This window comes from Hypericibacter adhaerens, assembly GCF_008728835.1.
GTDB classification, from domain to species: domain Bacteria; phylum Pseudomonadota; class Alphaproteobacteria; order Dongiales; family Dongiaceae; genus Hypericibacter; species Hypericibacter adhaerens.
The window spans coordinates 1,910,011-1,932,073 of the sequence record NZ_CP042582.1 but is presented as its reverse complement, the minus strand read 5'-3'; the positions used below and the strand labels follow the sequence as shown (position 1 = coordinate 1,932,073).

The window sequence follows — 22,063 nt, the reverse complement described above, 5'->3', positions numbered from 1 at the left end:
CGAAACCTGCGCCTTACTCGCCCGCCGCGGCCAGCGGCACCAGGCGCTCGGGCGCCTGGAACGGACGGTCGTGGCGCAAGGCCGGGATCATCTGCCGCGCCTCCTCGACCTTCGCGGGATCGATCTCGGCCATGACATAGCCCACCTTGTCGCCCGCATCGGCCAGCACCTCGCCCCAGGGGCTGACGATCAGCGAATGGCCGAAGGTGCGCCGTCCCTCGGCGTGGGTCCCGCTCTGGGTCGCCGCGAACACATAGCTGCCGGTCTCGATCGCGCGGGCCCGCACCAGCACATGCCAATGGGCGAGGCCGGTCGTGTAGGTGAAGGCGGCCGGGATGCCGAGATAGGCGGCACCGCCCTGCGCCAGCGCGCGGAACAGCGCCGCGAAACGCAGATCGTAGCAGATCGAAAGCCCCATCGGGCCCCAGGGCAGCGCCGCGAGCACGGCCTTGTCGCCGGGCGCCACGGTCGCCGATTCGCGGTAGACATGGCCATCCTTGATGGCGACGTCGAAGAGATGGATCTTGTCGTAGCGCGCGGCGATGCGGCCCTCGGGATCGATCACGAAGGCACGGTTGGCGACCCGCGAGGCGCCCTTCTCCTTGATCAGCAGCGAGCCGACATGGATCCAGCGACCGAGCTCCCGGGCCAGGCGGCGAAAGGCGGCGAGCCCCGGATCCTCGGCCTCGGTCACCGCCTTGCGCAGCACCGCCGCATTGTCGGGCTCGATCATCGTCGCCATCTCGGGCAGCTGGATCAGGTCGGCCCCGTCCTTCGCGGCGCCCCGGATCAGCGGCTCGATCGCGGCTATCGACGGCGCCATCTCGCGCTCGGCGCAGTTCTGCACGACAGCGACACGGAAGCGGTTGGACATGGCTAGTACCTCATCCCGAATGAGCACCAGTGCATCCCGACCCCGGCCTGGCGCGGGAGGGGTGTCGCAGGTCCGGAACCATATCCCGCGCCCGGCAGCGGAACAACCTTGACCGTCGCCCGAGAGTCACCCCCCGGGCCAGCCATCCGGACGACCTCGTCGTGAGGCTTGATGACCGCGCCACCGCCCTCGGGGACCGCAGGCCGGGCATCGCTCCCTGAAGTTGCAGCACAGCGCCGGCAACACCAGCAGCACCGCCGCCGGCCGATCCGTCGTGATCTTGCGCGTGATATATCCTCCGGTCTTCAGTCCCGGAGAAGCGGTTGACAGCGAGGGCTGTTCTGGTCCATGCGAAGCGCTGTTTCAGCGCCGGCCGCGGCGGACGCCCCTATAGCTCAGCTGGTAGAGCAGCGGTTTTGTAAACCGAAGGTCGCGGGTTCAAATCCTGCTGGGGGCACCACCGCCCGCACCGCCAGGGCGCGAGCGGCAAACCCGATCATCGCTACCTCTTGCCGGCGCCGCAGAAGGTCTTATCGGAACCGATCTGCTGGCTCGACGACACCGCGGCACCCGAGCAGTCGCCATAGCCGCGCGACGGGTTGTTGTGGATGTCGTTGAAGCCGGGCGGCGTACCGGGCGAGGTGACGTCTCCGCCGGGCGGCAAGCCGCCGCCGCTGCTGGCCGGGGGCGGGGTCGTCGGTCCGCCATAGGGCGTCAGCCCCGAAGGCATCTGCGGCTGGAACTGGGCACCGGGGCGCAACAGATCCACGCCATGCATGTCGTCATAGGCAAAAGCGGCGGGCCCGGCGAGCAGGGTCGCAATCGCCAACCCCAGGGCCCAGAACCTCACCGCGAGCCGTTTTCTTGCGGGTTTCATGGCTTTTCATTTGGTGCCGCCCGGGCCTTCCGGCAATGCCAGGAACGCAGGCGTGATCGGCCGCGAATCAATGGCTTCCTTGACGGGCGCGACAAGCCGCCCCAGGCTCTACGCCCGCGAACAGGGGGCAATCGCACCGGGCGCCGAACCTGCCCCAGAAGACGCCGGACAGGGGGGAGCATGGCCAGCCGCAAACCGGACGCTTCGAGCCGGGTCAAGGTCGATGGGTATGAGGTGGTGACCTACAGCTTCGGCAGCGGGAGCGAGGTGCTGTTCCTGCTGAATGGCGGGCCGGGGTTGCCTTCGCTCTATCTGCGCGAGCCGCTGCTGCCCCTGCTCGAGCAGGGCTATCGGATCGTCACTTATGACCAGCTCGGTTGCGGCGCCTCCGACCGTCCGACCGACCCGAAGCTCTGGACCATGGCACGCTATGTCGCCGAGGTGGAGACGGTGCGCCAGGCGCTGGGGCTCGGCCCGGTGCATCTGCTCGGCCATAGCTGGGGCGGCTGGCTCGGGATCGACTACGCCCTCACCCACCCGGCCTCGATCAAGACTTTTATCCTCTCCAACACCTGCGGAGACATGCCGCATCTGGTTGGCGAGCTGAACCGGCTGCGCGCGGCGCTGGGGCCCGAGACCGTCGCCATGATGCAGCATCACGAGGCCGACGGAACGATCGACCATCCCGAATATCAGGCGGCCGTCACGATCCTCAATTACCGCCATGTCTGCCGGCTGCAGCACTGGCCCGAACCGGTCTCCCTCTCGCTCGGCGACTGGAACATGGGGCCCTACGGCACCATGCAGGGGCCTAACGAGTTCCTCTATATCGGCAATCTCAAGGACTGGAACCGGATCCCGGACCTGCACCGGATCACCCGGCCCTGCCTGATCCTGACCGGCCATTTCGACGAGTTGGGCCCGGCCTGCGCCATGCGCATGAAGCAGGCGCTGCCCGATGCCGAGCTGACCGTGTTCCCCAACAGCTCGCATATGCCGATGTACGAGGAGCCGGCGGCCTATCTGGCGCGGGTCTCGGCCTTTCTCGGGCAGCATCGCGGCTGAAGCGGCGCCGGCGGGTTTGACCACCGCGGGCGGCGGGCCCTATTGTTGGCGGGTGAAGGCGCCCGGCAGCCGATGGCGGAGAGGCGCCGCGAAGCAGAGGGAGCTTCGTGCGCTGCGCGACGTGATCGACAGTTTCTCCGAGCGGATTGGCGGCGCCGAAAGTCTCGAGCGCTGTCTCGATCTGCTGCTCGAAGCCGTGGCTCCGCTCGGCTTCTCCTCGATCATATACGATTATGCGCCCGTGCCGGTCGCGCATGACGGGCGCATGATCCGCCCTAACCTGCTCAACGCCCGCAACATACCGAACGACTTCACCGGGCTCTGGTGCGACCAGGGCTATTACCGCATCGACCCGGTGCAGCAGACCTGCATCGAGTCCAACCTGCCCTTCCTCTGGTCCTTCACGGGCAGCAACGATCATCTGCTGGAGCGGCCGCTGACGCGCGAGCACCAGCCGGTGATCGCCTATCTCAAGGACACGCGCCTGAGCTGCGGGGCCACGGTGCCGATCCATTCGCGCGATGGCAGCCTGGCCACGGTCACCGCCATCCGGATCGACGCCGAGGACGGGTTCGAGCGTTTCGCGCGCCGCGAGCTCGCGACCTTCGCCTATCTGGCGCATTTCATGCACGAAGCGGCCCTGCGCAGCTTCGACGAGGAGACGCGGCGCTGCCACGCGGTGTCGCTCAGCCCGCGCGAGATCGAATGCCTGCGCTGGGCGGCGCGCGGCAAGACGGCCGAGGACATCGCCGAGATCCTCGACCGCGCCCCGGCCACCATCTGCCTGCATCTCAACAACGCCCAGCACAAGCTGGGTGCCCAGAACCGCGCCCAGGCGATCGCCCGCGCCGCGCATTACCGGCTTCTGGGCGCGGGGCTCTAAGGCGCCAGCACCGGTCTTCCCCGTTTCCGGGGCGAGACCGCATGTCCCCTATCAGTTCTGCTAGTTGTCCCCGTCCTGTCGCGGCTCCTAGCCTGGAATGGGCCGGCGCGGTTCTTTCCGCGCCCTACCCCCTTTTCAGACCTGGAACCGCCCCATGGCCCTGCTCGACCCGCCGCTTCCTGCCGACGCCCGTCCGCCGGATGAGACTTTCCGGGTCAGGATCGACGGCTACGAGGTCCAGGTCTACAGCTACGGGCGGGGGCCCGAGGTGCTGTTCTGCCTCAATGGCGGGCCGGGCCTGCCTTGCGACTATGTGCGCGAGACCCACAGCGTCATGGCCGACCATGGCTATCGCGTGGTGGTCCACGACCAGCTCGGCACCGGCCGGTCCGACAAGCCCAAGGACAAGGGCCTCTGGACCATCGGCCGCTATGTCGGGGAGGTGGAGACGCTGCGCCGGACGCTGGGCCTCGGACGGGTCCATCTGCTGGGCCAGTCCTGGGGCACCTGGCTCGGCTTCGAATATCTGCTGACCCACCCCGAAGGCGCCAAGAGCTTCGTCTGCGCCAACGGCACCGCCGAGGTGCCGTTGCACCTGCTGGACCTCCAGCGGCTGCGCGGCGCGCTCGGGGCCGAGACGGTCGCCATGATGGCGCGCCACGAGGCCGAGGGAACGACCGACCACCCGGAATACCAGGGCGCCCTCCAGATCCTGAACTACCGCCATGTCTGCCGCCTCGACCATTGGCCGCCGGCGCTGATGCGTTCGCTCGACGGCATCAACATGGACATCTACGGCACCATGTGGGGGCCGAACGAGTTTACCTGCATCGGCAATCTCAAGGACTGGGACCGGCTCGCCGACCTGCCGCGCATCGAGCAGCCCTGCCTGGTGCTCTGCGGCCATCACGACGAACTGACGCCCGACAGCGCCGCGCGCATCGCCCGCCGGCTCAAGAAGCCGACGCTCAGGATCTTCAAGAACAGCTCGCACATGCCGTTCTTCGAGGAGCCGACCGACTATATCGCGACACTCAGGAGCTTCCTCGATCGGCATCGGGGCGGCTGAAGACGAACCGCTCCATCAAGGGGCGGCCCAGAGACGGGGAGGATTCCGCATCATGACATTCGACAAGCCACGGCGCCTGCTGCCGGCCCTGCTGGTCGCGGCAGCACTGGTCTTCGCCGCGGCCCAGGCCTGGGCCGGGGGCGTGCTCAAGATCGCGCGCGAGCAGGACAGCACCACCTTCGATCCGATCTACACCATCCTGGCGCCCGATATCTGGGTCTTCAACCAGTTCTATTCCACGCTGGTGCGCGCCAATGCGGACGCGACCGGGATCGAGCCCGATCTCGCCGAGACATGGGATATCTCGCCCGACGGCACCGTCTATACCTTCCATCTGCGCGAGGCGAAATTCTCGGACGGCACGCCGGTCCTCGCCAGCGACGTGGTGTTCAGCCTGCTGCGGGCCCGCGACGACGAGAAGTCGGTGCTGCGCTCGATGTTCTCGCCGATCGACAAGGCCGAGGCGCCGGACGACCGCACGGTGGTGCTGAGGCTCAAGGGCCCCAGCGCGCCCCTCATGTCGACGCTCGCCATGTTCGCGGCCTCGATCCTGCCCGAGCATGCGGTCAAGGCCGAGGGCGAGGCCTTCGGCGAGAAGCCGGTCGGCTCCGGCGCCTTCGTGCTGAAGGAATGGAAGCGCGGCGACAGCATCATCCTCGCCCGTAACCCGCTCTACTGGGAAAAGGGCCTGCCCAAGCTCGACGGCATCGAGTGGATCTATGTGCCCAACGACAACACCCGCATGCTCAAGCTCAAAGCCGGCGAGGTCGATGCCGCGACCTTCGTGCCCTGGAACCAGATCAAGGAGCTGCAGGCCGACAAGAACATCCAGGTCCAGCTCGACAAGTCGACGCGCATGGACCACATCCTGGTCAACCATGCGCACAAGCCGCTCGACAACAAGCTGGTGCGCCAGGCCTTGAACATGGCCATCGACCAGAAGGCGATCGTCGACGTCGTCACCCAGGGCTTCGGCACGCCCGCCAACTCCTTCTTCCCGCTCGACGGCATGGACTACAACCCCGCCAACCCCAACTATCCGTACGATCCCGAGAAGGCGAAGAAGATCCTCGAGGAGCAGGGCGTGAAGGACCTGACCCTCAGCTTCGCGCTGGTCGCCGGCGACACGGCGCACGACCAGATCGGCGTGCTGGTGAAGGACCAGCTCGCCAAGATCGGCGTCACGGTCAATCTGAACAAGATGGAGGGCGGCCAGCAGTGGGACGCGCTGGTCAACGGCGACTACGACATCGGCGTGATGTGGTGGGTCAACGACGTGTTCGACCCGGACGAGAAGGCCCAGTTCTGCGTCTCGGGCGATCCCGAGAACCGGTCCTACTACACCAACTACAAGAACCCGGTCGTGAGCGACCTGGTCAACAAGGCCGCGGTCGAGCAGAACCCCGAGAAGCGCAAGCAGATGTATTACGAGATCCAGCGCATCGCGAAGGACGACGTGCATTGGATCGACCTCTATTACAGCCCGTTCCGCAATGCGTCGCGGTCGAACGTGAAGGGGTTCGTCCAGAACCCGCTCGGCCGCTACATGCTGGAAACGGCCGACATCGTCAATTGAGCGGGGCTGAGGGCGTGGGAGGGCGGCGTCCCCAGGGGCGCCGCCCTCTTCGTTGCCCGGCCGGGGTCGCGCCGTCTGGAGCGCGGCCGGGAAGGCCGATAGGATTGCCGCCTGAACCCGACCGCCGCCCGTCACCGGACAGCTTCACGAGCCCATGGGCCGATACCGCTTCATCCTCTGGCGTCCCCTGCAGCTGGTGCCGGTGCTGCTGGGCGTGAGCCTGATCAGCTTCCTGCTCGTGCATTCGATTCCGGGCGACCCGGTCCGGGTCCTGCTCGGCACCCGCGCGACCGCCTCGGTGATCGAGGCCACCCGCGCCCAGTACGGCCTCGACCAGCCGCTGGCCCTGCAATATCTCTATTTCCTGAAGAACCTGGCCGCCGGCGAGTTCGGCAAGTCGATCATCTTCAAGGTCGGCATCCCGAAGCTGGTGGTCGGCCGGATCGTCCCCACCCTGTTCCTGCTGGGCTATGCGATCCTGCTCTCGGTGGTCATCGCCATCGGGCTGGCGGTGCTGGCCGCCCTCTATCGCGGCCGGCTGCCCGATCAGCTGGTCCGGGTCTATTCCACGGCGGGGCTGGGACTGCCGGCCTTCTGGCTCGGCATCGTGCTCATCATCCTCTTCAGCATCGAGCTCGGCCTCTTTCCGGTCTCGGGCTACGGCGAGACCCCGCTCGAGCATCTCCATCACCTGTTCCTGCCCTCGCTCACGATTGCGCTCGCGCTTTCGCCGGTGCTGATCCGCAACCTGCGTGCCAGTCTCCTGGTCGAGATGGAGGCGGACTATGTGAAGGCCGCCCGCTCGCGGGGAATCGCCGAAGCCAGGATCTTCCGCCGCCATGTGTTCCGCAACTCGCTGATCCCGACCATCACGCTGCTGGGCGTGAATATCGGCTGGCTCATCGGCGGCACGGTCGTGGTCGAGCAGGTCTTCTCGGTGCCGGGCCTGGGCTCGCTGATGGTGAGCTCGATCTTCGCCCGCGACTATCTGGTGGTGCAGGTGGTGACGCTGGCCTTCGCGCTGGCGGTGATCCTCACCAACTTCATCGTCGACATCGTCACGGTGGCGCTCGATCCGCGGATCAAGCTATGACCCTGACGCCGGCCCATCGCGCCGCCACCCTCCCCTTTCGCCTCGCTGCCCAAGGCCTGGCCGCACCCGCGGCGCTGAAGCTGGGCGCCGCGATCTCGCTCGCCTGGCTCTTCCTCGCCCTCGCGGCACCGCTGGTGGCGCCCTACGACCCCATCGCCCAGGACCTGGAGCAGACGCTGCGCCATCCGGGCTGGGCCCACTGGCTCGGCACCGACAATTTCGGCCGCGACGTGCTGAGCCGCATCATCTGGGGCGCGCGCTTCGATCTCGCCATGGGCCTGCTCGGCGTGATCGTGCCCTTCATCCTCGGCAGCGCCATCGGGCTGGTCGCGGGCTATTTCGGCGGCCTCGTCGACACGCTGCTGATGCGCCTCCTCGACATCACCATCTCCTTTCCCTTCTTCGTACTGGTGATCGCGATCATCTCGGTGCTGGGGGCCGGCCTCGCCAGCTTCTTCATCGCCGTGGCGCTGGTCGGATGGGTCAGCTATGCGCGCCTGATCCGCAGCCAGACCCTGGTGCTGAAGCATAGCGACTTCGTGCTGGCGGCGCGCAATCTGGGCTATAGCCGCCGCCGCATCATGGCGCGCCATATCCTGCCCAACGCCGTGCTGCCGGCGGTGGTGTTCTCCATGTCCGACGTGGTGCTGACGATCCTGCTGGGCTCGTCGCTCTCCTATCTGGGGCTGGGCGTGCAGCCGCCCGCGGCCGAATGGGGCGTGATGATCGCCGAGGGCCAGACCTTCCTGGCCACGGCCTGGTGGATCAGCTTCTTCCCCGGGCTTGCCATCGTGACGCTTGCCCTGGGCTTCAGCCTGCTGGCCGACGGGCTGGCGGAGACGTTGGGAATCCGCGAATGACCGCGGCGCTGATCGAGGCCCAGGACCTCACGGTCGAGATCGAGACCCGGGGCAACCGGCTGCGGCCCGTGGACCGGGTCTCCTTCGTGCTCCGGGCCGGCGAGGTCATGGGGCTGGTGGGCGAAAGCGGCTCCGGCAAATCCATGACCTGCCGCGCGCTGATGCGCCTGCTCCCCGGCCGACAGGCGCGCATCGCCGGCGGCAAGGTGCTGTTCGAGGGCCGCGACATCGCAGGGCTCCCCGAAGCGCAGATGCGCGCGTTGCGCGGCCCGCAGATGGCGATGATCTTCCAGAATCCCTCCTCGCATCTGGACCCGGTCATGACCATCGGCGAGCAGATCGCCGAAGCCATCCGCTCTCACGAGCCCATGAGCAGGAAGGCGGCGCGCGCGCAGGCCGCGGAGCTGCTGCGCCAGGTGGGCTTTCCGGATCCCGCCCGCCAGCTCGACGCCTATGCCCACCAGTTCAGCGGCGGCATGCGCCAGCGCGCCATGATCGCGGCGGCGCTCGCCTGCCGGCCCAAGCTCCTCATCGCCGACGAGCCGACCACGGCGCTCGACGTCACGGTGCAGGCCCAGATCCTGCGCTTGCTGCTCGACCTGCGCGACCGCACGGGGCTCGCCATCATCCTCATCACGCACGACCTCGGCGTGGTGGCGCAGACCTGCGAGAGCGTGGCCGTCATGTATGCCGGACGGATCGTCGAGCGCGCCCGCAAGGCCGACCTGCTGCGCCGGCCCCTGCATCCCTATACCGAGGCGCTGATGCGCTCGCGTCCCGAGCAGGTGCCCGTGGGCCGGCTCCTGCCCTCGATCGAAGGCCAGCCGCCCACTTTGTCGCAACTGCCGGCGGGCTGCCGGTTCCATCCGCGCTGCAGGCACAGCCGCCCCGCCTGCGAGGCCACCACGCCCACGCTGGCCGCGGCCGCGGGAAATCGCGTCACCGCCTGCCTGCGCTGGGAGGAGCTCTATGCGGGCCCGGCCGGAGGGCGCGCATGACGGCGCTCCTGGAGACCGACGCCCTGACCGTCGAGTTCCGCGAGGGCGGGCTCGGCGCGCTGTTCAATCCCGCGGGCGCGCGCGTGACCCATGCGGTCAACGGCGTCTCGCTGTCGGTCGCTCCCGGCGAGACCCTGGGGCTGGTCGGCGAGAGCGGCTGCGGCAAGAGCACGCTCGGACGCGCCATGCTGCGGCTGGTGGAGCCGCGCGCCGGAAGCGTGCGGTTCGGCGGGACCGATCTCGCCGCCCTCGACCCCGCGCGGCTCACGCGCTTCCGCCGCCGGGCGCAGATGATCTTCCAGGACCCCTTCGCGGCGCTCAATCCGCGGCTGACCATCGGCGAGACCCTCGCCGAGGTGTTCCGTGTCCATCGTCTCTGCGCCCCCGGCGAGATCCCGCAACGGCTGGCGGCGCTGATGCAGAGCGTGGGCCTGTCGCCCGACCTGGCCGCGCGCCGACCGGCCGCTCTTTCCGGCGGCCAATGCCAACGCGTCGGTATCGCCCGCGCGCTGGCCGTGGGGCCCGAGCTCCTGATCGCCGACGAGGCGGTCTCGGCGCTCGACGTCTCGATCCAGGCCCAGATCCTCAACCTGCTGACGCAGCTCTGCGCCGAGCGGCATCTGGCACTGATCTTCATCTCGCACGATCTGGGCGTGATCCGGCATCTCTGCCGGCGCGTGGCCGTCATGTATCTCGGGCGGATCGTCGAGGAAGGCCCGACCGAAGCGGTCTTCACGAACCCCCGCCATCCCTATACCGCGGCCCTGCTCGCTTCGATCCCGCGCATGGCGCCTGACGGCAGCCTGCCGCCGCCGCAGCTCCTGGACGAGCCGCCCAGCCCCACCCGCCTGCCGCAAGGCTGCGCCTTCCATCCCCGGTGCCCCAAGGCCTTCGCTCTCTGCCGACAGGGCCCCGCTCCCGCCTTGCGCCGCCAGGAACCGGTCCAGGTGGCCTGCGAGCTCTATCCCCCTCTCGTGAACGGCAGCGCCCCCGCCGGCCATTGACGGCGCTCGGGCCCGAAGCGCCATAATTCCGGCCGCTGAGGAATAAAAACCAACGAACCTTCGGGGGTTTCCCATGCGCGCCACGCTTCACCGCCTCGCGGCGATCTCGATTGCCTGGCTGTTCGCCCTGACCCTGGGCGCCGGCGCCGCCAGCGCCGGCGGCACACTCAAGATCGGGCGCGATCAGGACAGCACGACCTTCGACCCCATCCTGATCAGCCAGAACGCCGATCTCTGGGTCATCATCAATGCCAACGGCACGCTCGTCCGGAACAATTTCGACGGCACCGCCGTCGAGCCCGACCTGGCGGAGAGCTGGACGGTGTCGCCGGACGGACTGGTCTATACCTTCAAGCTGCGCGACGGCCTCAAGTTCAGCGACGGCTCGCCGATCAAGGGCTCCGACATCCGCTTCAGCCTCGAGCGGCTGCGCGACACGAAGGAGTCCGTGTTCGGGGCGATGTATGCGCCGATGAAGACGATCGAGACGCCCGACGATCGGACCGTGGTGATCACGCTCTCCCAGCCGACGGCGCCCTTCATCACCTTCATCGCCATGTTCGCGGCCTCGATCCTGCCGGAAGACTACGTCAAGAACCATTATGACGAGTATCTCGAGCACCCGATCGGCGCCGGCGCCTTCAAGATCGTCGAGTGGAAGCGCGGCGAGTATGTCGCGCTCGAGAAGAACCCCTATTCCTGGGAGGGGCCGGCCAAGCCGAAGCTCGACCGCGTCGAGTGGCACTACATCCCGAACGACAACACCCGCATCCTCAAGCTCCAGGCGGGCGAGATCGACGCGATGATCTTCGTGCCCTTCAACCGCGTGGCCGAGCTGCAGAAGGACCCCAATCTGCAGGTCCATCTCGACCTCTCGACCCGCGAGGATCATCTGCTGGTCAATCACAGCCACCCGCCCCTGGACAAGAAGGAGGTGCGCCAGGCGCTCTGCAAGGCGATCGATCTCGACGCCATCGTGAAGGTCGCGACCTTCGGCATCGGAACGCCGGCGAATTCCTATATCCCCAAGGGCAGCCTCTTCTACAACCCCGACAACCCGCGCTGCGCCTACGAGCCCGACAAGGCCAAGCAGATGCTGGCCGCCGCCGGCGTCAGCGGGCTCACGCTCAAGTTGCTGATCTCGTCGGGCGACGTCACGGCCGAGCAGGTCGCGGTGCTGGTGCAGAGCCAACTCGCCCAGGTCGGGATCACCGTCGCTATCGAGAAGCAGGAGGTGGGGCAGGCCTGGGAGACGGAGATCGCGGGCGATTACGATCTCAGCATGAACTACTGGACCAACGACATCATCGATCCGGACGAGAAGACCTCGTTCAGCCTCTATGGCGATCCGGACAACATGTCCTATCACACGCGCTACAAGAACCCCGAGGTCTCGAAGCTGATCGACGAGGGGCGAACCGAGATGGACCCCGCCAAGCGCAAGGCGATCTACGACAAGATCCAGGCCATCGCGAAGGACGATGTGAACTGGATCGACCTCTATTATTCGCCCTATCGCAACGCGACGCGGACCAACGTGAAGAACTTCACCCAGAATCCCCTGGGGCGCTTCACGCTCGAGGATACGGAACTGACGCAGTAACGCGGTCGTCGGGAGGGGATGCGGTCACACCCGCAGCCCCTCCTCGAACCCCTTCAGGCTCGCAACCAGGTTCCGCCCCAGCTCGGGCGAGGGATAGCCGCCCTCCTGCACCAGCACGGTCGGCAGCCTGAGCTTGCCGATGCGCCGGCAGATCTCCTCGAAGCCCGGCGTCGTCACCTTGAGGCCCGCGAGCGGATCGCCTTCATAGGCGTCGAGCCCCAGCGCCACCACCAATGCCTCGGGCGCGTAGAGGCGGACCTCGCCGAGCGCACGGTCAAGCGCCGCCAGGAAGGGCTCGTCGCCGCTGCCCAGCGCCAGCGGCAGGTTGAGATTGTAGCCTTCGCCCGCCTGCTCGCCCCGCTCCGCGGCATGGCCCCAGAAGAACGGATAGAAGTTCGCGGGGTCGGCATGGATCGAGACGGTCAGCACGTCCGCGCGCCGGTAGAAGATGCCCTGCGTGCCGTTGCCGTGATGGAGATCGACATCGAGGATGGCGACCCGTGACGCGGTGCGGCGCAGCTCGGTCGCCGCGATCGCGCAATTGTTGAGGTAGCAGAAGCCGCCGGCCATGTCGGCGAAGGCATGATGCCCGGGCGGACGGCAGAGGGCGTAGGCGGCCGGGGCGCCCGCCTGCACCAGCCTCGCGGCATGAACCGCCGTGTCGGCGCTGGCCGTGATCGCGGCCCAGCTCCCGGAAGCGAGCGGACAGGCGGTGTCGGCCATGTGATAGCCCGCCTGCCCCACGACGCTCTCCGGATAGCCGGCGCGCCGGCCGTTGGGATGGACATTGGGGATGACCTCCGCCGAAGCGCCCGGCAGCGCCTGCCAGCGCTCATGCGCGGTCTCGAGGAAGCGCAGATAGCGCGGCGTATGGACCGCAGCCCGAGGGCCGGGTCCGTGGCTCTCGGGCGCCACCAGCCGGTGGCCGCGGCTTTCGGCCGCCTCTTTCAGCACCATCGCCCGCGCCGGGATCTCGGGACAGGGCTGGCGCTGTCCGCGCACCAGGAAGCCCGAAGGATGATGGCCGAGCTGCGCCTCGGTGAAGACGATCTGCATGAAGCGGAATCTACCAGGGGATCCGCTTGCGGTCGCGGAAGAAGCCGCCCGAGGGCCCGCCCTTCGGCAAGGTCGCGAGCCAGACCGCCGTATCGGCGCCCTCGGCCAGGCTGCGGGTCGCATAGGGGCCGCCCATGTCCGACTTCACCCATCCCGGGCACATGCAGTTGACCAGGATGTCCTTGGCCTTGGGGTCCGCCTTGAGCTCGGCGGCGAAGATGGCCGTGACGGCATTCAAGCCCGTCTTGGCGATGCGATAGCCCGCCTCGCCCACCCCCATGTCCTCGAGCTGGCCCGATCCGCTCGACACATTGACGATCCGGCCATGCTTGCGCCGCTTCATCATCGGCAGGATCGCCTGGATCAGCTGCAGCGGCCCGTAGAGATTGGTCTCCATGGTCTCGCGGACCTTCGACATCGGCTCCGACTGGATGCTGTCGATCGGCGAGCCCTTGGCGTCATAGCCGCCCTCGAGATAGATGCCGGCATTGTTCACCAGCAGGTCGCACCCGCCGAGCTTGCTCTCCAGATGGCGGGCGAGCGCGCGGATCCGCTTCGCGTCGGTGACGTCGAGCCTGAAGAATTCGACCGGCCCCGCCTTCGGCCCCAGCTCTCCCTTGAGCGCCTTGACGGCCTCCTTGCCCTTGGCCGGGTCGCGCGCGGTCAGCACCACGTGAAACCCCTGCCCGCCAAGCTGCCGGCAGATCTCCCGGCCGATGCCCCGATTGCCGCCGGTCACCACCGCCACGCCAAGCGCCTTCGCCATCCCCTGGGCTCCTTTTTTCCGTCCAGCACCTCTCCGCGCCCGCCTGCCGGATGGCGCGCCGACGCCAGTTGACGCCCTTCAAGAGCGGCGCACAACCATAGGATTTTTCAGGATATTTTTGGAACCGTTAAAGCGCTGCCGGAAGACGGCATGGTAACCAAATCGCTACCCTTGTCCCTTAAGGTCAATCTGGAGCGGCCTCTGGTTTTTGCGCCCATGAGGCCAGGCACAGAAGGATCGACCCCCGTGACCCGCTTCCTCGTCACAACCGAGAACCCGACCGGATGGCGCCTCGAGGACATCCTCAGCGAGATCCAGAAGGACATCATCCGCCGCTGCAACAAGATCCTCGACGATCCGAGCCCCGTTGCGGCCCCGGTGCGTTACAACAATGTCCGGATCATGGGCATGCTGACCGAGTGCATCAAGCTGGCGGAGGATTCCACGCGCCTGCTGAACACCCTCGGGCCGAGCCAGGCCGCTACCGGCGGCCCGCCGCGGATCGGCGTGCCCTAGGAAGAGCGCCTGCGTTCCCGGGCGCGCGGGCAGGACGCACCGAAGCTCAGGCGCCCATCACCACCAGCGCGTCGACCGCGACGACGCCCTTGCCCTGGGCCAGCACCATCAGCGGATTGACGTCGAGCTCGACCAGCTTGTCGCGCTGTGCATAGGCATAGCCCGCGATCGCCATCACGGCGTCGACCGCGGCCTCGATATCGCCGGCAGACTTGCCGCGATAACCCTTGAGCAGCTTCGCGATCTTGAGGCCGCCGATCGCCCGCGCCACATCCTGGCGCACCACCGGCAGCAGCAGGGTCGCCGCATCCTCGACCATCTCGACCAGGATGCCGCCGGCACCGACCACGAGAACCAGGCCGAACTGCGGATCGCGCTTCACGCCCACGATCAGCTCGGCGACCACATCCGACACCATGCGCTCGATCAGGAAGCGCTCCGCCTTGGCGCCTGGTTTGTAGCGGCCGAGATTCTCGCCGATGGCGGCAACCGCCGCCTTGAGCTCGTCCGCGCTCTTGAGGTTGAGCTTGACGGCCCCCGCCTCGGTCTTGTGCGCCAGCACCGGCTCCGCCAGCTTCGCCACCACCGGAAAGCCCAGCGCCGCGCCGGCCGCCGCCGCATCGGCGGCGCTCGCCAGGCGGCCCTCCGGAACCGTCAGGCCATGGGCCTTCAAGGCGGCCTTGCCCTCGGCCTCGCCCAAAAGGCGTGTCTTCGCCGGCACCGGCGGCAAGCTCGGCAGCAAGGCCGCTTCGAGCGCGCCCGGCGCCGTCAACTCGCGGTGGCGCCGGCCGAAGCGGGCGGCACCGGCGAAGGAGTCGATGGCGGTCTGCAGGCCCTGGAGCGGCGTGCCGCCGGACTTGATGATGTGGTCGCGGGCCTCGATCGGCATCAGTTCCGAGAGCGAGCTTGTCACCAGCGCCGGCTTGCCATGGATCTTGCCGGCGCGTATGACCGCGTCGGTGGCGATGAAACAGGCGTCGTAGCCGCTCTTGTCGTCGATCGGGAAGTCGATCACCAGCATCGCCGCGTCATAGTCGCCGTGCAGCGCGGTCTCGAAACAGGTCTCGAGCTTGTCCTTGTGGCCCCAGAGCGAGGTGTTGTAGTCGAGCGGGTTGTTGACCGTGGCGAAGTTCGGCAGCTGCGCGCGCAAGGAAGCCGCCGTCTTGGGCGGGAAGTTGGGCAGCTCGACGCCGACCTCGGCCGAGCGGTCGGCCGTCATCAGGCTGTCGCCGCCCGAGCAGGTGAAGACCACGAGGCGGTTGTCCGCGGGCACGCCGCCGATCGACAGCAGCTTCGCGGTCTCCAGCAGCTCGGAGAGCTCGCGCACCCGCACCACGCCCAGCCGGTCGAACAGCGTGCTGTAGAGCTTGTCGTTGCCGGCGAGCGAGCTGGTGTGGCTCATGGCGAGCTTGCTGCCGAGCTCGGAATTGCCGGCCTTGAGCGCCACGACCGGCTTGCCGGCCTTGAGCGCCTTGAGCGCCGAGCGCGCGAAGCGCGCCGCATCCGGCATGCCTTCCATGTAGAGGCCGATCACCGACACATGCGGATCGTCCGCCAGGCACTCGATATAGTCGGCGATATCGAACACCGCCTGGTTGCCGCAGGTGATGACGTAGGAGAGCGGCACCGAACGCTGATGGTTGGTGAGGTTGAGCGCGATATTGCCGCTCTGCATCACGAGCGCCACGCCGCCCTGGGAGCGCGCCCAGCCCGGCCCCGAGGCGAACATGGCGACGCCGTCGACATAGTTGAGCAGGCCGTAGCAGTTGGGGCCGACCACCGCGAGATCGCCGGCATTGGTCACCAGCGCCTTCTGCAGCTCGATCCCCTCGCCGCCGACCTCGGCGAAGCCCGCGGCATAGCAGACCACCCCGCCCGCCCCCATCCGCGCCAGCTCGCCCACCATCTCGACCGTCATCTCGCGCGGCACCGCCAGGAACACCGCGTCGGGCGGCTCGGGCAGATCGGCCAGCGTCTTGAAACAGGGAAGCCCGGCGATCTCGGGATATTTCGGATTGACCGGCCAGATCTTGCCGGAGAAGCCGGCCTTCTGGCAGAGCTCGATCGGGACGGCGACGCCCTGGCCGCCGATGAAGGCGACATGGCGCGGCGAGAGCAGGCGGCGCAGGTTGGCCAGGCGGCGTTTCTGCCGGTCGTCGGGCGCGGACATGGGCGTGGGATCGATCGCGATGTTCATGGGAACGGGGCTACGGGGCAGGTTTCGGCATCCAGTCTGGCCGAGATGAAAGGGGCTGGCTAGGCCGGGATAGGAAGGGCTCAGGCGGCCGGAACCGGCCCTATCAGATGGTCGCCGCCATCCAGAATCAGCGTCGTGCCCGTCATGTAATCGCCCGCCGGCGACACCAGGAAGGCGACGAGCTGCGCCACCTCCTCCGGCCGCCCCATCCGCTTGATCGGCAGCCGCTGGATATCGGCCGCCATCTCCGCCTGGTCATATTGGGCCAGCGCCGGCGTATCGATGGTGCCGGGCGCCACCGCGTTGATCGTGATGCCGTGCCGGCCCCAGGCCAGCGCCAGGGATTTGGTCAGGTTGATGACGCCGGCCCGCGCGGCCCCGGCATGGGCGGCGCCGGGCAGTCCCTGAAACAGGGACAGCACGATATTGACGATCCGGCCCGGGCGTCCGGCGGCCAGGAGCCGCCCGCCGACCGCCTTGGTCATGTGCCAGGTGCCGTTCAGATTGAGATCCACCACGGCGCGAAAGCCATTGGCGCTGATCGCCAGAGGATCGGCCTGGAACTGGCCGCCGGCATTGTTGACCAGAATGTCCGGCAGCCAGCCTTCCGCCTGCAGCCGATCCAGCAAGGCCTCGATCTCGGTCTCCTTGCGGATATTGACGGTCTCCGCCCGGACCTCGATCTGCGCGGCCCGAAGACCCGCGGCGGCCTCGGCAAGCCGGTCGCGGTCGCGCGCCGCGATCGTCACCCGCGCGCCCAGCGCGCCCAGTTCGTGTGCAATGGCCAGGCCGATGCCGGTGCCTCCGCCCGTAACCAGCGCCGTCCGCCCGGCCAGCAGGCCTGGTCGAAAAATCGTCGAGGCAGCGATGGGCGTGGATGGCGACATGAAGCGGCGGCTGAAAACCCGACAAATCCGTTGTGGTTTCCGCATAGGCGGCGCCGTCTCTTTAGCGGCTCCTTCGGTCCCCGTCGAGGGCTCCTCTCCCGCACCCATCGAAACCGCAGACGCCCGAGATTGGCCACAACCGGCCTGTCCAACGCCGACCGATCCCGCCCAAGAGGATACTATCCGCCCGCGATTGACGGCGTTGTCGGCCAAGGCGAGGATGCCGCCATCATTCCATATGGAAGGACGTCTTTTCCCATGCTCCGCTCTCTTATTGCCTGCTTCGGCCTCGCCTTCCTCCTGGCAGCCGGGCCGGTCCTTGCCACCGAGATCCCGCAGGAACAGCTCGACGCCGATTTCAAGAGCTGCATGCAGAACTGCACACAGAATTTCGATCAGACGAAATGCACGAACTTCTGCAAATGCAACAACGAGGGAGCCAAGGCGCAGTTCACCTATGAGGAGTATCAGCAGCTCGCCAAGGACCTCAATTCGGCGGCATTGGCAAACGCCGATTCCCTGAACAAGCTGAAGTCGATCGCGTCGAGCTGCAAGGCCAAGAACCTGCAGCCCTGAGCCACCCCGCGCGGCGATCGGCATGAGCTCCGCGTCACGTCACCGTCTCGATACGCTGGCCTCCCGCATCGGCGGACGCTGCGAAGGCGATGCCGGCATCGAGGTCGACCGGCCCTGCGAGCCTGCCGATGCGCGATCGGCGTCCGATCTGCCCCTGCTCTTCTCCAACGACGCCCTCCAGCAATTGCGTTCCGATCTGCCGCGCGCCGCGCTGGCAGCGGAAGGTCTCGGCCTCCCGGCCGGCCGGTTTGCCGGCGTGATTAGGGTCGCGCGCCCGCGCTATGCCCTGGCCCGGCTCTTGCCGCTCTTCCTGCCGCCCGGCCGGCCGAGCGCCGGTCCTCATCCGACGGCGATCGTCGATCCGAGCGCGCGGCTTGCCTCCGACGTTTCGATCGGGCCCTTCACCCAGATCGGTGCCGATGTCGAGATCGGCGCCGGTTGCATCATCGACGGCCATGTGACGATCGGCGACGGCTGCCGCCTCGGCCCGGGCTGCCGGCTTCACGCGGGCGTCCGGCTCGGGGCCGGCACCCGGCTGGGGGCGCGGGTGATCCTGCATTTCAACGTGTGCCTGGGCGCCGACGGATTTTCCTACGCGACGCCGGAACCCGGCAGCATCGAGACGCTGGCGGCGGAAGCCAAGGTCCAGGCCCGCAACCATGCCATCGAGCGGATCCCCTCCCTGGGGCGCGTCGTCATCGGCGACGATGTGGAGATCGGCGCCAACAGCACGGTCGATCGCAGCACGCTCGGGGAAACCCTGATCCAGCGGGGCACCAAGATCGACGATCTGGTTATGATCGGGCACAATTGCCGGATCGGCGAGGACTGCCTGATCGCGGGCCAGGTCGGAATCGCCGGCAGCGCCCGGATCGGCAACCGGGTGGTTCTGGGTGGGCAGGTCGGGATCGCCGATCACCTGACCATCGGCGACGACGCGGTGGTGATGGCTTCCTCGGGGGTGGGCCGCGATGTCGCTTCCGGCACGGTCGTGGGAGGAACCCCGGCCCTGCCGAGGCAACAGCTCTTCGAGCAGTGGGTTTGGCTTGCAAGGCTGAAGCGAATGGCCGAAGAAATAAGGAGCCTGGGGGAACGGCTGAGTGGGCTGGAACGTCGCAAGGACCGCCCGGATGAGTGATCAGCAGGGGAGAAACGGGAAGCATGTCGGCGATCGAGACCAAGGTGATTGAGATCATCGCCCGCGAGAGCGGGTTGGACCGGGCGAAGATCTCAGCCAACTCGACACTGAAGGATCTGGATATTCCCTCGCTCGATTTCGTGCAGATCATGTTCGCGATCGAGGAGGAGTACAAGATATACCTGCCCACGAACGATCCTCGGGCCGAGACCGGATCGGTCGCCAGCCTGGTGGCCGAGATCGAGCGGCAGCTCGCGGCCAAGTCGGCCTGAGACCCGACCGGATGTCATGAACCGTGTTGTCATTACCGGCGCCGGATGCATCTCGCCGCTGGGACCGGACCTGGCGACGACCTGGGCGGGGATGCGCGAGGGACGTTCCGCGATCGGGACGCTCGAGGGGCTGCCGCTGGAGCGGATGCGGATCACGATCGGCGCCCAGGTCCGGGGGTTCGACCCGGCCCGCCATTTTCATGAGAAGAAGCTGCCCCTCTACGATCGGTTCACCCAGTTCGCGCTGGTGGCGGCCCGCGAAGCCGTCGCGCAATCGGGGATAGCGTTCGCCGGCGATGTTGCCCGGCGCTGCGCCGTCATCGTCGCCAGCGGCATCGGCGGCCAGACCACCCAGGATGAAGGGTTCCAGCGGCTCTATGCCGAGAAGGCCGACCGCGTCCCTCCCCTGAGCGTGCCGCGCGCCATGCCGAGTGCCGCCACCAGCCATGTCACGATGGAGTTCGGCCTGCGCGGACCCGCCTTCGGCGTCACCTCCGCCTGCGCCTCGGCCAATCATGCCCTGGCGCTCGCCTTCGACATGGTGCGGCTGGGACGTGTGCCGGCGGCGCTGGCCGGCGGCAGCGAAGCCTGCATGACGTTCGGCACGATCAAGGGGTGGGAAGCGCTCAGGGTCATGTCGCCGGATGGCTGCCGCCCCTTCTGTCGCGACCGGCGTGGGATGGTTCTGGGCGAGGGTGCCGGCATGTTCCTGCTCGAGCCGCTGGAAGCGGCACAGGCACGAGGAGCCCGGCCGCTGGCCGAGCTGGTCGGTGCCGGCATGTCGGCGGATGCCGGCGACATCGTGGCGCCGTCGGCCGATGGCGCCGCCGCCGCCATCGCCGGTGCGCTCGCCGATGCCGGGCTCGCGCCCGAGCGCATCGGCTACATCAACGCCCATGGAACGGCCACGCCCGCCAACGACCCCGCCGAGACCAAAGCGATCCGCCAGGTGTTCGGCCGCCATGCCGAGCGCCTGGCGGTCTCCTCGACCAAGGCGGTCCATGGCCATGCGCTGGGGGCGGCCGGGGCCATCGAACTGGTCGCGGTGCTGGGCGCCTTGCGCGAAGGCGTGCTTCCGCCCACCGCGGGCTTCACCGAGGCGGATCCCGACTGCGATCTCGATTATGTGCCGAACCAGGCCCGCCCGGCAGCCATCGAGGCGGCCCTCTCCAATTCCTTCGCCTTCGGCGGGCTCAATTGCGTTCTGGCGTTGAAGCGCTTCGATTCCTAAGATCGGGACCGGCAAGGTACGCGAGCTGGCCCACGCCTTTGCCACAAATGGCCCTTCCTGCCGCCTTGTTTTGGTCTAACTATTCATGATGCTGAGCGCCCCAACATCGGCGCAGCATCCGTGAGGCGAATGCGTATCTCGACCGAGCCCGCACCGGCTGCCGCATCGCGTCGCTCGGAGGCCGCGGCCGCGCAGGGCCCTGCGGACCGGCAGGAGCGCCGAGGGTGGCGCCGGCTGGGCGGGTGTTTCGCCGTCGCGATCCTTGCCGTCGGCCTGCTCGCCGCCGGCTTCCCGAAGCCGGCCCAGGCCCAGGATATCCGCTATTTCCGCATCGGCACCGGTGCACCCGAGACCAGCTACTTTCCGATCGGCGGCATCATTGCCAGCGCCGTCTCCAATCCGCCCGGCGGGCGGGGCTGCAACCAGGGCGGTAGCTGCGGCGTGCCCGGTCTCATCGCGCTCGCGCAGACGACCAACGGCTCGATCGACAATCTGAATCAGATCGCCGCCGGCACCATCGATTCCGGCTTGTGCCAGGCGGACATCGCCGCCGCCGCCATCGCCGGCAAGCCTCCCTTCGACGGCGATCACGCCATGCCCGGCCTGCGCGCGATCGCCAATCTCTATCAGGAAGGCGTGCATGTGGTGGTCCATGCCGACGCCGCGATCGACAGCGTGTCCGATCTCAAGAACCGGCGCGTGGCGGTCGGCGAGCCGGACTCCGACGCCGCCTCGACCTCCTTCCTGGTCCTCGGCGCCTATGGGCTCTCGGCCAAGCGCATCAAGCCCGCCTATCTGGGCCTCGCCGACGCCGTGCAAAAGTTCGCCGCGCGGGAGATCGACGCCATCATCACGGTCGGCAGCTATCCGATTCCGGCCCTGGTCGATCTCGCCGGCGACGTGCCCATCAAGCTGGTGCCGCTCAACGACGACAAGGCCTTGGCGCTGCGCGAGGCGGAACCCTATCTCACGGTCGACCTGATCCCAGCCGGCGCCTATGAAGGCGTCGGCAGCACCGTGACGCTCGGGATCGGCGCCCTCTGGGTGGTGGACGAGAAGCTCGATTCCGAGCTGGTCTATCAGCTGACCCGCGCCCTCTGGCACCAATCGACACGGCGGCTTCTCGACCAGGCCGGGCCGATCGGCCAGAAGATCAAGCTCGACGCCGCCCTGCTGCGTCTGCCGATCCCGCTCCATGCGGGTGCGGCGCGATACTATGCCGAGCTCGGCAAGGCGCCGACCGGCACGTCGAACTAGCCATCCGCCGAAACCCGCGGGGGTCCCTCCGCGAATTCGCATCGCCTTTGCCCTTTTTCTGCCCCAGCGCCGCTTCCGCCCGTCGATCGGCTCTCGCGAGACACAGCCGAGGGGCAGCGGGTTGCAGCCCCTCGGATCCAGGGCCGGTCATGTTCGCACACCATTAAGCCTGTGTTATCCTTGCACCTTACGATGCCGGGCAACCGCGGATCCGACACCTCCCGATATGGCGCACGGGACTCCTCACAAGTACGAATATTCGATC

At 67.8% G+C, this 22,063-nt stretch carries 21 protein-coding genes and 1 tRNA gene; 16 read left to right on the top strand and 6 right to left on the bottom strand.

The genetic code is table 11. The features are described from left to right. Window positions 1-13 precede the first annotated feature (13 nt). The gene (locus FRZ61_RS08305; RefSeq protein ID WP_151116509.1) at window positions 14-874 is read right to left on the bottom strand and encodes a carbon-nitrogen hydrolase family protein; all 861 of its coding nucleotides are present in this window, start codon (window positions 872-874) and stop codon (window positions 14-16) included. Between the two features lie 384 nt (window positions 875-1,258). On the opposite strand from FRZ61_RS08305, the gene FRZ61_RS08300 reads away from it, so the two are divergent. Next, window positions 1,259-1,334: transfer RNA gene (locus tag FRZ61_RS08300), tRNA-Thr, on the top strand. 42 nt (window positions 1,335-1,376) lie between these two features. On the opposite strand, the gene FRZ61_RS08295 is transcribed toward FRZ61_RS08300, so the two are convergent. Then, window positions 1,377-1,724, bottom strand: coding sequence for a hypothetical protein (locus FRZ61_RS08295; RefSeq protein WP_151116507.1), 348 nt, complete (start codon window positions 1,722-1,724; stop codon window positions 1,377-1,379). Between the two features lie 207 nt (window positions 1,725-1,931). Here FRZ61_RS08295 and FRZ61_RS08290 point away from each other — a divergent pair, with 207 nt between their 5' ends. From FRZ61_RS08290 to FRZ61_RS08250, 9 genes are all read left to right on the top strand, one after another. Beyond that, window positions 1,932-2,816 carry a proline iminopeptidase-family hydrolase gene (locus FRZ61_RS08290; RefSeq protein WP_151116506.1) on the top strand — a complete coding sequence of 295 codons (885 nt, stop codon included), beginning with the start codon at window positions 1,932-1,934 and terminating at the stop codon, window positions 2,814-2,816. Window positions 2,817-2,937: 121 nt separating this feature from the next. Then, window positions 2,938-3,699, top strand: a complete 762-nt coding sequence (locus tag FRZ61_RS08285; RefSeq protein WP_151116504.1) for a LuxR family transcriptional regulator — start codon at window positions 2,938-2,940, stop codon at window positions 3,697-3,699. 154 nt (window positions 3,700-3,853) lie between these two features. After that, a complete protein-coding gene (locus tag FRZ61_RS08280; protein ID WP_151116502.1) occupies window positions 3,854-4,768 on the top strand; it encodes a proline iminopeptidase-family hydrolase in 915 nt (304 codons plus the stop codon). A gap of 52 nt (window positions 4,769-4,820) precedes the next feature. Continuing rightward, window positions 4,821-6,344, top strand: a complete 1,524-nt coding sequence (locus tag FRZ61_RS08275; protein ID WP_151116500.1) for an ABC transporter substrate-binding protein — start codon at window positions 4,821-4,823, stop codon at window positions 6,342-6,344. 154 nt (window positions 6,345-6,498) lie between these two features. Then, window positions 6,499-7,437 carry an ABC transporter permease gene (locus FRZ61_RS08270; RefSeq protein WP_151116498.1) on the top strand — a complete coding sequence of 313 codons (939 nt, stop codon included), beginning with the start codon at window positions 6,499-6,501 and terminating at the stop codon, window positions 7,435-7,437. Then, window positions 7,434-8,297, top strand: a complete 864-nt coding sequence (locus FRZ61_RS08265; RefSeq protein ID WP_151116496.1) for an ABC transporter permease — start codon at window positions 7,434-7,436, stop codon at window positions 8,295-8,297. The genes FRZ61_RS08270 and FRZ61_RS08265 overlap by 4 nt, the downstream gene beginning before the upstream one ends. Further along, window positions 8,294-9,295, top strand: coding sequence for an ABC transporter ATP-binding protein (locus tag FRZ61_RS08260; RefSeq protein ID WP_151116494.1), 1,002 nt, complete (start codon window positions 8,294-8,296; stop codon window positions 9,293-9,295). Before FRZ61_RS08265 ends, FRZ61_RS08260 begins: the two co-directional genes overlap by 4 nt. Further along, window positions 9,292-10,299, top strand: coding sequence for an ABC transporter ATP-binding protein (locus tag FRZ61_RS08255; protein ID WP_151116492.1), 1,008 nt, complete (start codon window positions 9,292-9,294; stop codon window positions 10,297-10,299). Before FRZ61_RS08260 ends, FRZ61_RS08255 begins: the two co-directional genes overlap by 4 nt. A 73-nt stretch (window positions 10,300-10,372) precedes the next feature. After that, window positions 10,373-11,902, top strand: a complete 1,530-nt coding sequence (locus FRZ61_RS08250) for an ABC transporter substrate-binding protein (protein WP_151116490.1) — start codon at window positions 10,373-10,375, stop codon at window positions 11,900-11,902. A gap of 24 nt (window positions 11,903-11,926) precedes the next feature. On the opposite strand, the gene FRZ61_RS08245 is transcribed toward FRZ61_RS08250, so the two are convergent. Next, window positions 11,927-12,958: a histone deacetylase family protein gene (locus FRZ61_RS08245; RefSeq protein WP_151116488.1), complete on the bottom strand. Its 1,032-nt coding sequence runs from the start codon at window positions 12,956-12,958 to the stop codon at window positions 11,927-11,929. Window positions 12,959-12,968: 10 nt separating this feature from the next. Beyond that, window positions 12,969-13,724, bottom strand: coding sequence for an SDR family oxidoreductase (locus tag FRZ61_RS08240; protein ID WP_151116486.1), 756 nt, complete (start codon window positions 13,722-13,724; stop codon window positions 12,969-12,971). Window positions 13,725-13,970: 246 nt separating this feature from the next. Between FRZ61_RS08240 and FRZ61_RS08235 the strand changes: the two genes are divergently transcribed. After that, entirely contained in the window at window positions 13,971-14,240 is a 270-nt protein-coding gene (locus FRZ61_RS08235; RefSeq protein ID WP_151116484.1) for a histidine kinase, read from the top strand. A 46-nt stretch (window positions 14,241-14,286) separates the two neighbouring features. Here FRZ61_RS08235 and FRZ61_RS08230 read toward each other — a convergent pair whose 3' ends face one another. Further along, entirely contained in the window at window positions 14,287-16,437 is a 2,151-nt protein-coding gene (locus tag FRZ61_RS08230) for an acetate--CoA ligase family protein (protein ID WP_151116482.1), read from the bottom strand. 80 nt (window positions 16,438-16,517) lie between these two features. Beyond that, complete coding sequence (locus FRZ61_RS08225; RefSeq protein WP_151116480.1) at window positions 16,518-17,324, bottom strand: SDR family oxidoreductase; 807 nt, start codon at window positions 17,322-17,324, stop codon at window positions 16,518-16,520. A 258-nt stretch (window positions 17,325-17,582) separates the two neighbouring features. On the opposite strand from FRZ61_RS08225, the gene FRZ61_RS08220 reads away from it, so the two are divergent. The 5 genes from FRZ61_RS08220 (at window position 17,583) to FRZ61_RS08200 (ending at window position 21,798) form a co-directional block, all read left to right on the top strand. Next, on the top strand, window positions 17,583-17,900 hold the full coding sequence (locus tag FRZ61_RS08220) for a hypothetical protein (RefSeq protein ID WP_151116478.1): 318 nt from the start codon (window positions 17,583-17,585) through the stop codon (window positions 17,898-17,900). A gap of 22 nt (window positions 17,901-17,922) precedes the next feature. Continuing rightward, complete coding sequence (gene lpxD, locus FRZ61_RS08215) at window positions 17,923-19,038, top strand: UDP-3-O-(3-hydroxymyristoyl)glucosamine N-acyltransferase (protein WP_151116476.1); 1,116 nt, start codon at window positions 17,923-17,925, stop codon at window positions 19,036-19,038. 23 nt (window positions 19,039-19,061) lie between these two features. Continuing rightward, on the top strand, window positions 19,062-19,310 hold the full coding sequence (locus FRZ61_RS08210; protein ID WP_151116474.1) for an acyl carrier protein: 249 nt from the start codon (window positions 19,062-19,064) through the stop codon (window positions 19,308-19,310). A gap of 16 nt (window positions 19,311-19,326) precedes the next feature. Continuing rightward, the gene (locus tag FRZ61_RS08205) at window positions 19,327-20,541 is read left to right on the top strand and encodes a beta-ketoacyl-[acyl-carrier-protein] synthase family protein (RefSeq protein WP_151116472.1); all 1,215 of its coding nucleotides are present in this window, start codon (window positions 19,327-19,329) and stop codon (window positions 20,539-20,541) included. 129 nt (window positions 20,542-20,670) lie between these two features. Beyond that, window positions 20,671-21,798: a TAXI family TRAP transporter solute-binding subunit gene (locus tag FRZ61_RS08200; protein WP_151116470.1), complete on the top strand. Its 1,128-nt coding sequence runs from the start codon at window positions 20,671-20,673 to the stop codon at window positions 21,796-21,798. Window positions 21,799-22,063: the final 265 nt, after the last annotated feature.

Bases quoted from the DNA above. Each gene is read 5' to 3' on its own strand.
- FRZ61_RS08305 (WP_151116509.1), bottom strand. From the start codon at position 874: ATGTCCAACCGCTTCCGTGTCGCTGTCGTGCAGAACTGCGCCGAGCGC.
- FRZ61_RS08290 (WP_151116506.1), top strand. From the start codon at position 1,932: ATGGCCAGCCGCAAACCGGACGCTTCGAGCCGGGTCAAGGTCGATGGG.
- FRZ61_RS08280 (WP_151116502.1), top strand. From the start codon at position 3,854: ATGGCCCTGCTCGACCCGCCGCTTCCTGCCGACGCCCGTCCGCCGGAT.
- FRZ61_RS08275 (WP_151116500.1), top strand. From the start codon at position 4,821: ATGACATTCGACAAGCCACGGCGCCTGCTGCCGGCCCTGCTGGTCGCG.
- FRZ61_RS08270 (WP_151116498.1), top strand. From the start codon at position 6,499: ATGGGCCGATACCGCTTCATCCTCTGGCGTCCCCTGCAGCTGGTGCCG.
- FRZ61_RS08265 (WP_151116496.1), top strand. From the start codon at position 7,434: ATGACCCTGACGCCGGCCCATCGCGCCGCCACCCTCCCCTTTCGCCTC.
- FRZ61_RS08260 (WP_151116494.1), top strand. From the start codon at position 8,294: ATGACCGCGGCGCTGATCGAGGCCCAGGACCTCACGGTCGAGATCGAG.
- FRZ61_RS08255 (WP_151116492.1), top strand. From the start codon at position 9,292: ATGACGGCGCTCCTGGAGACCGACGCCCTGACCGTCGAGTTCCGCGAG.
- FRZ61_RS08250 (WP_151116490.1), top strand. From the start codon at position 10,373: ATGCGCGCCACGCTTCACCGCCTCGCGGCGATCTCGATTGCCTGGCTG.
- FRZ61_RS08245 (WP_151116488.1), bottom strand. From the start codon at position 12,958: ATGCAGATCGTCTTCACCGAGGCGCAGCTCGGCCATCATCCTTCGGGC.
- FRZ61_RS08240 (WP_151116486.1), bottom strand. From the start codon at position 13,724: ATGGCGAAGGCGCTTGGCGTGGCGGTGGTGACCGGCGGCAATCGGGGC.
- FRZ61_RS08230 (WP_151116482.1), bottom strand. From the start codon at position 16,437: ATGAACATCGCGATCGATCCCACGCCCATGTCCGCGCCCGACGACCGG.
- FRZ61_RS08225 (WP_151116480.1), bottom strand. From the start codon at position 17,324: ATGTCGCCATCCACGCCCATCGCTGCCTCGACGATTTTTCGACCAGGC.
- FRZ61_RS08220 (WP_151116478.1), top strand. From the start codon at position 17,583: ATGCTCCGCTCTCTTATTGCCTGCTTCGGCCTCGCCTTCCTCCTGGCA.
- lpxD (WP_151116476.1), top strand. From the start codon at position 17,923: ATGAGCTCCGCGTCACGTCACCGTCTCGATACGCTGGCCTCCCGCATC.
- FRZ61_RS08210 (WP_151116474.1), top strand. From the start codon at position 19,062: ATGTCGGCGATCGAGACCAAGGTGATTGAGATCATCGCCCGCGAGAGC.
- FRZ61_RS08205 (WP_151116472.1), top strand. From the start codon at position 19,327: ATGAACCGTGTTGTCATTACCGGCGCCGGATGCATCTCGCCGCTGGGA.
- FRZ61_RS08200 (WP_151116470.1), top strand. From the start codon at position 20,671: ATGCGTATCTCGACCGAGCCCGCACCGGCTGCCGCATCGCGTCGCTCG.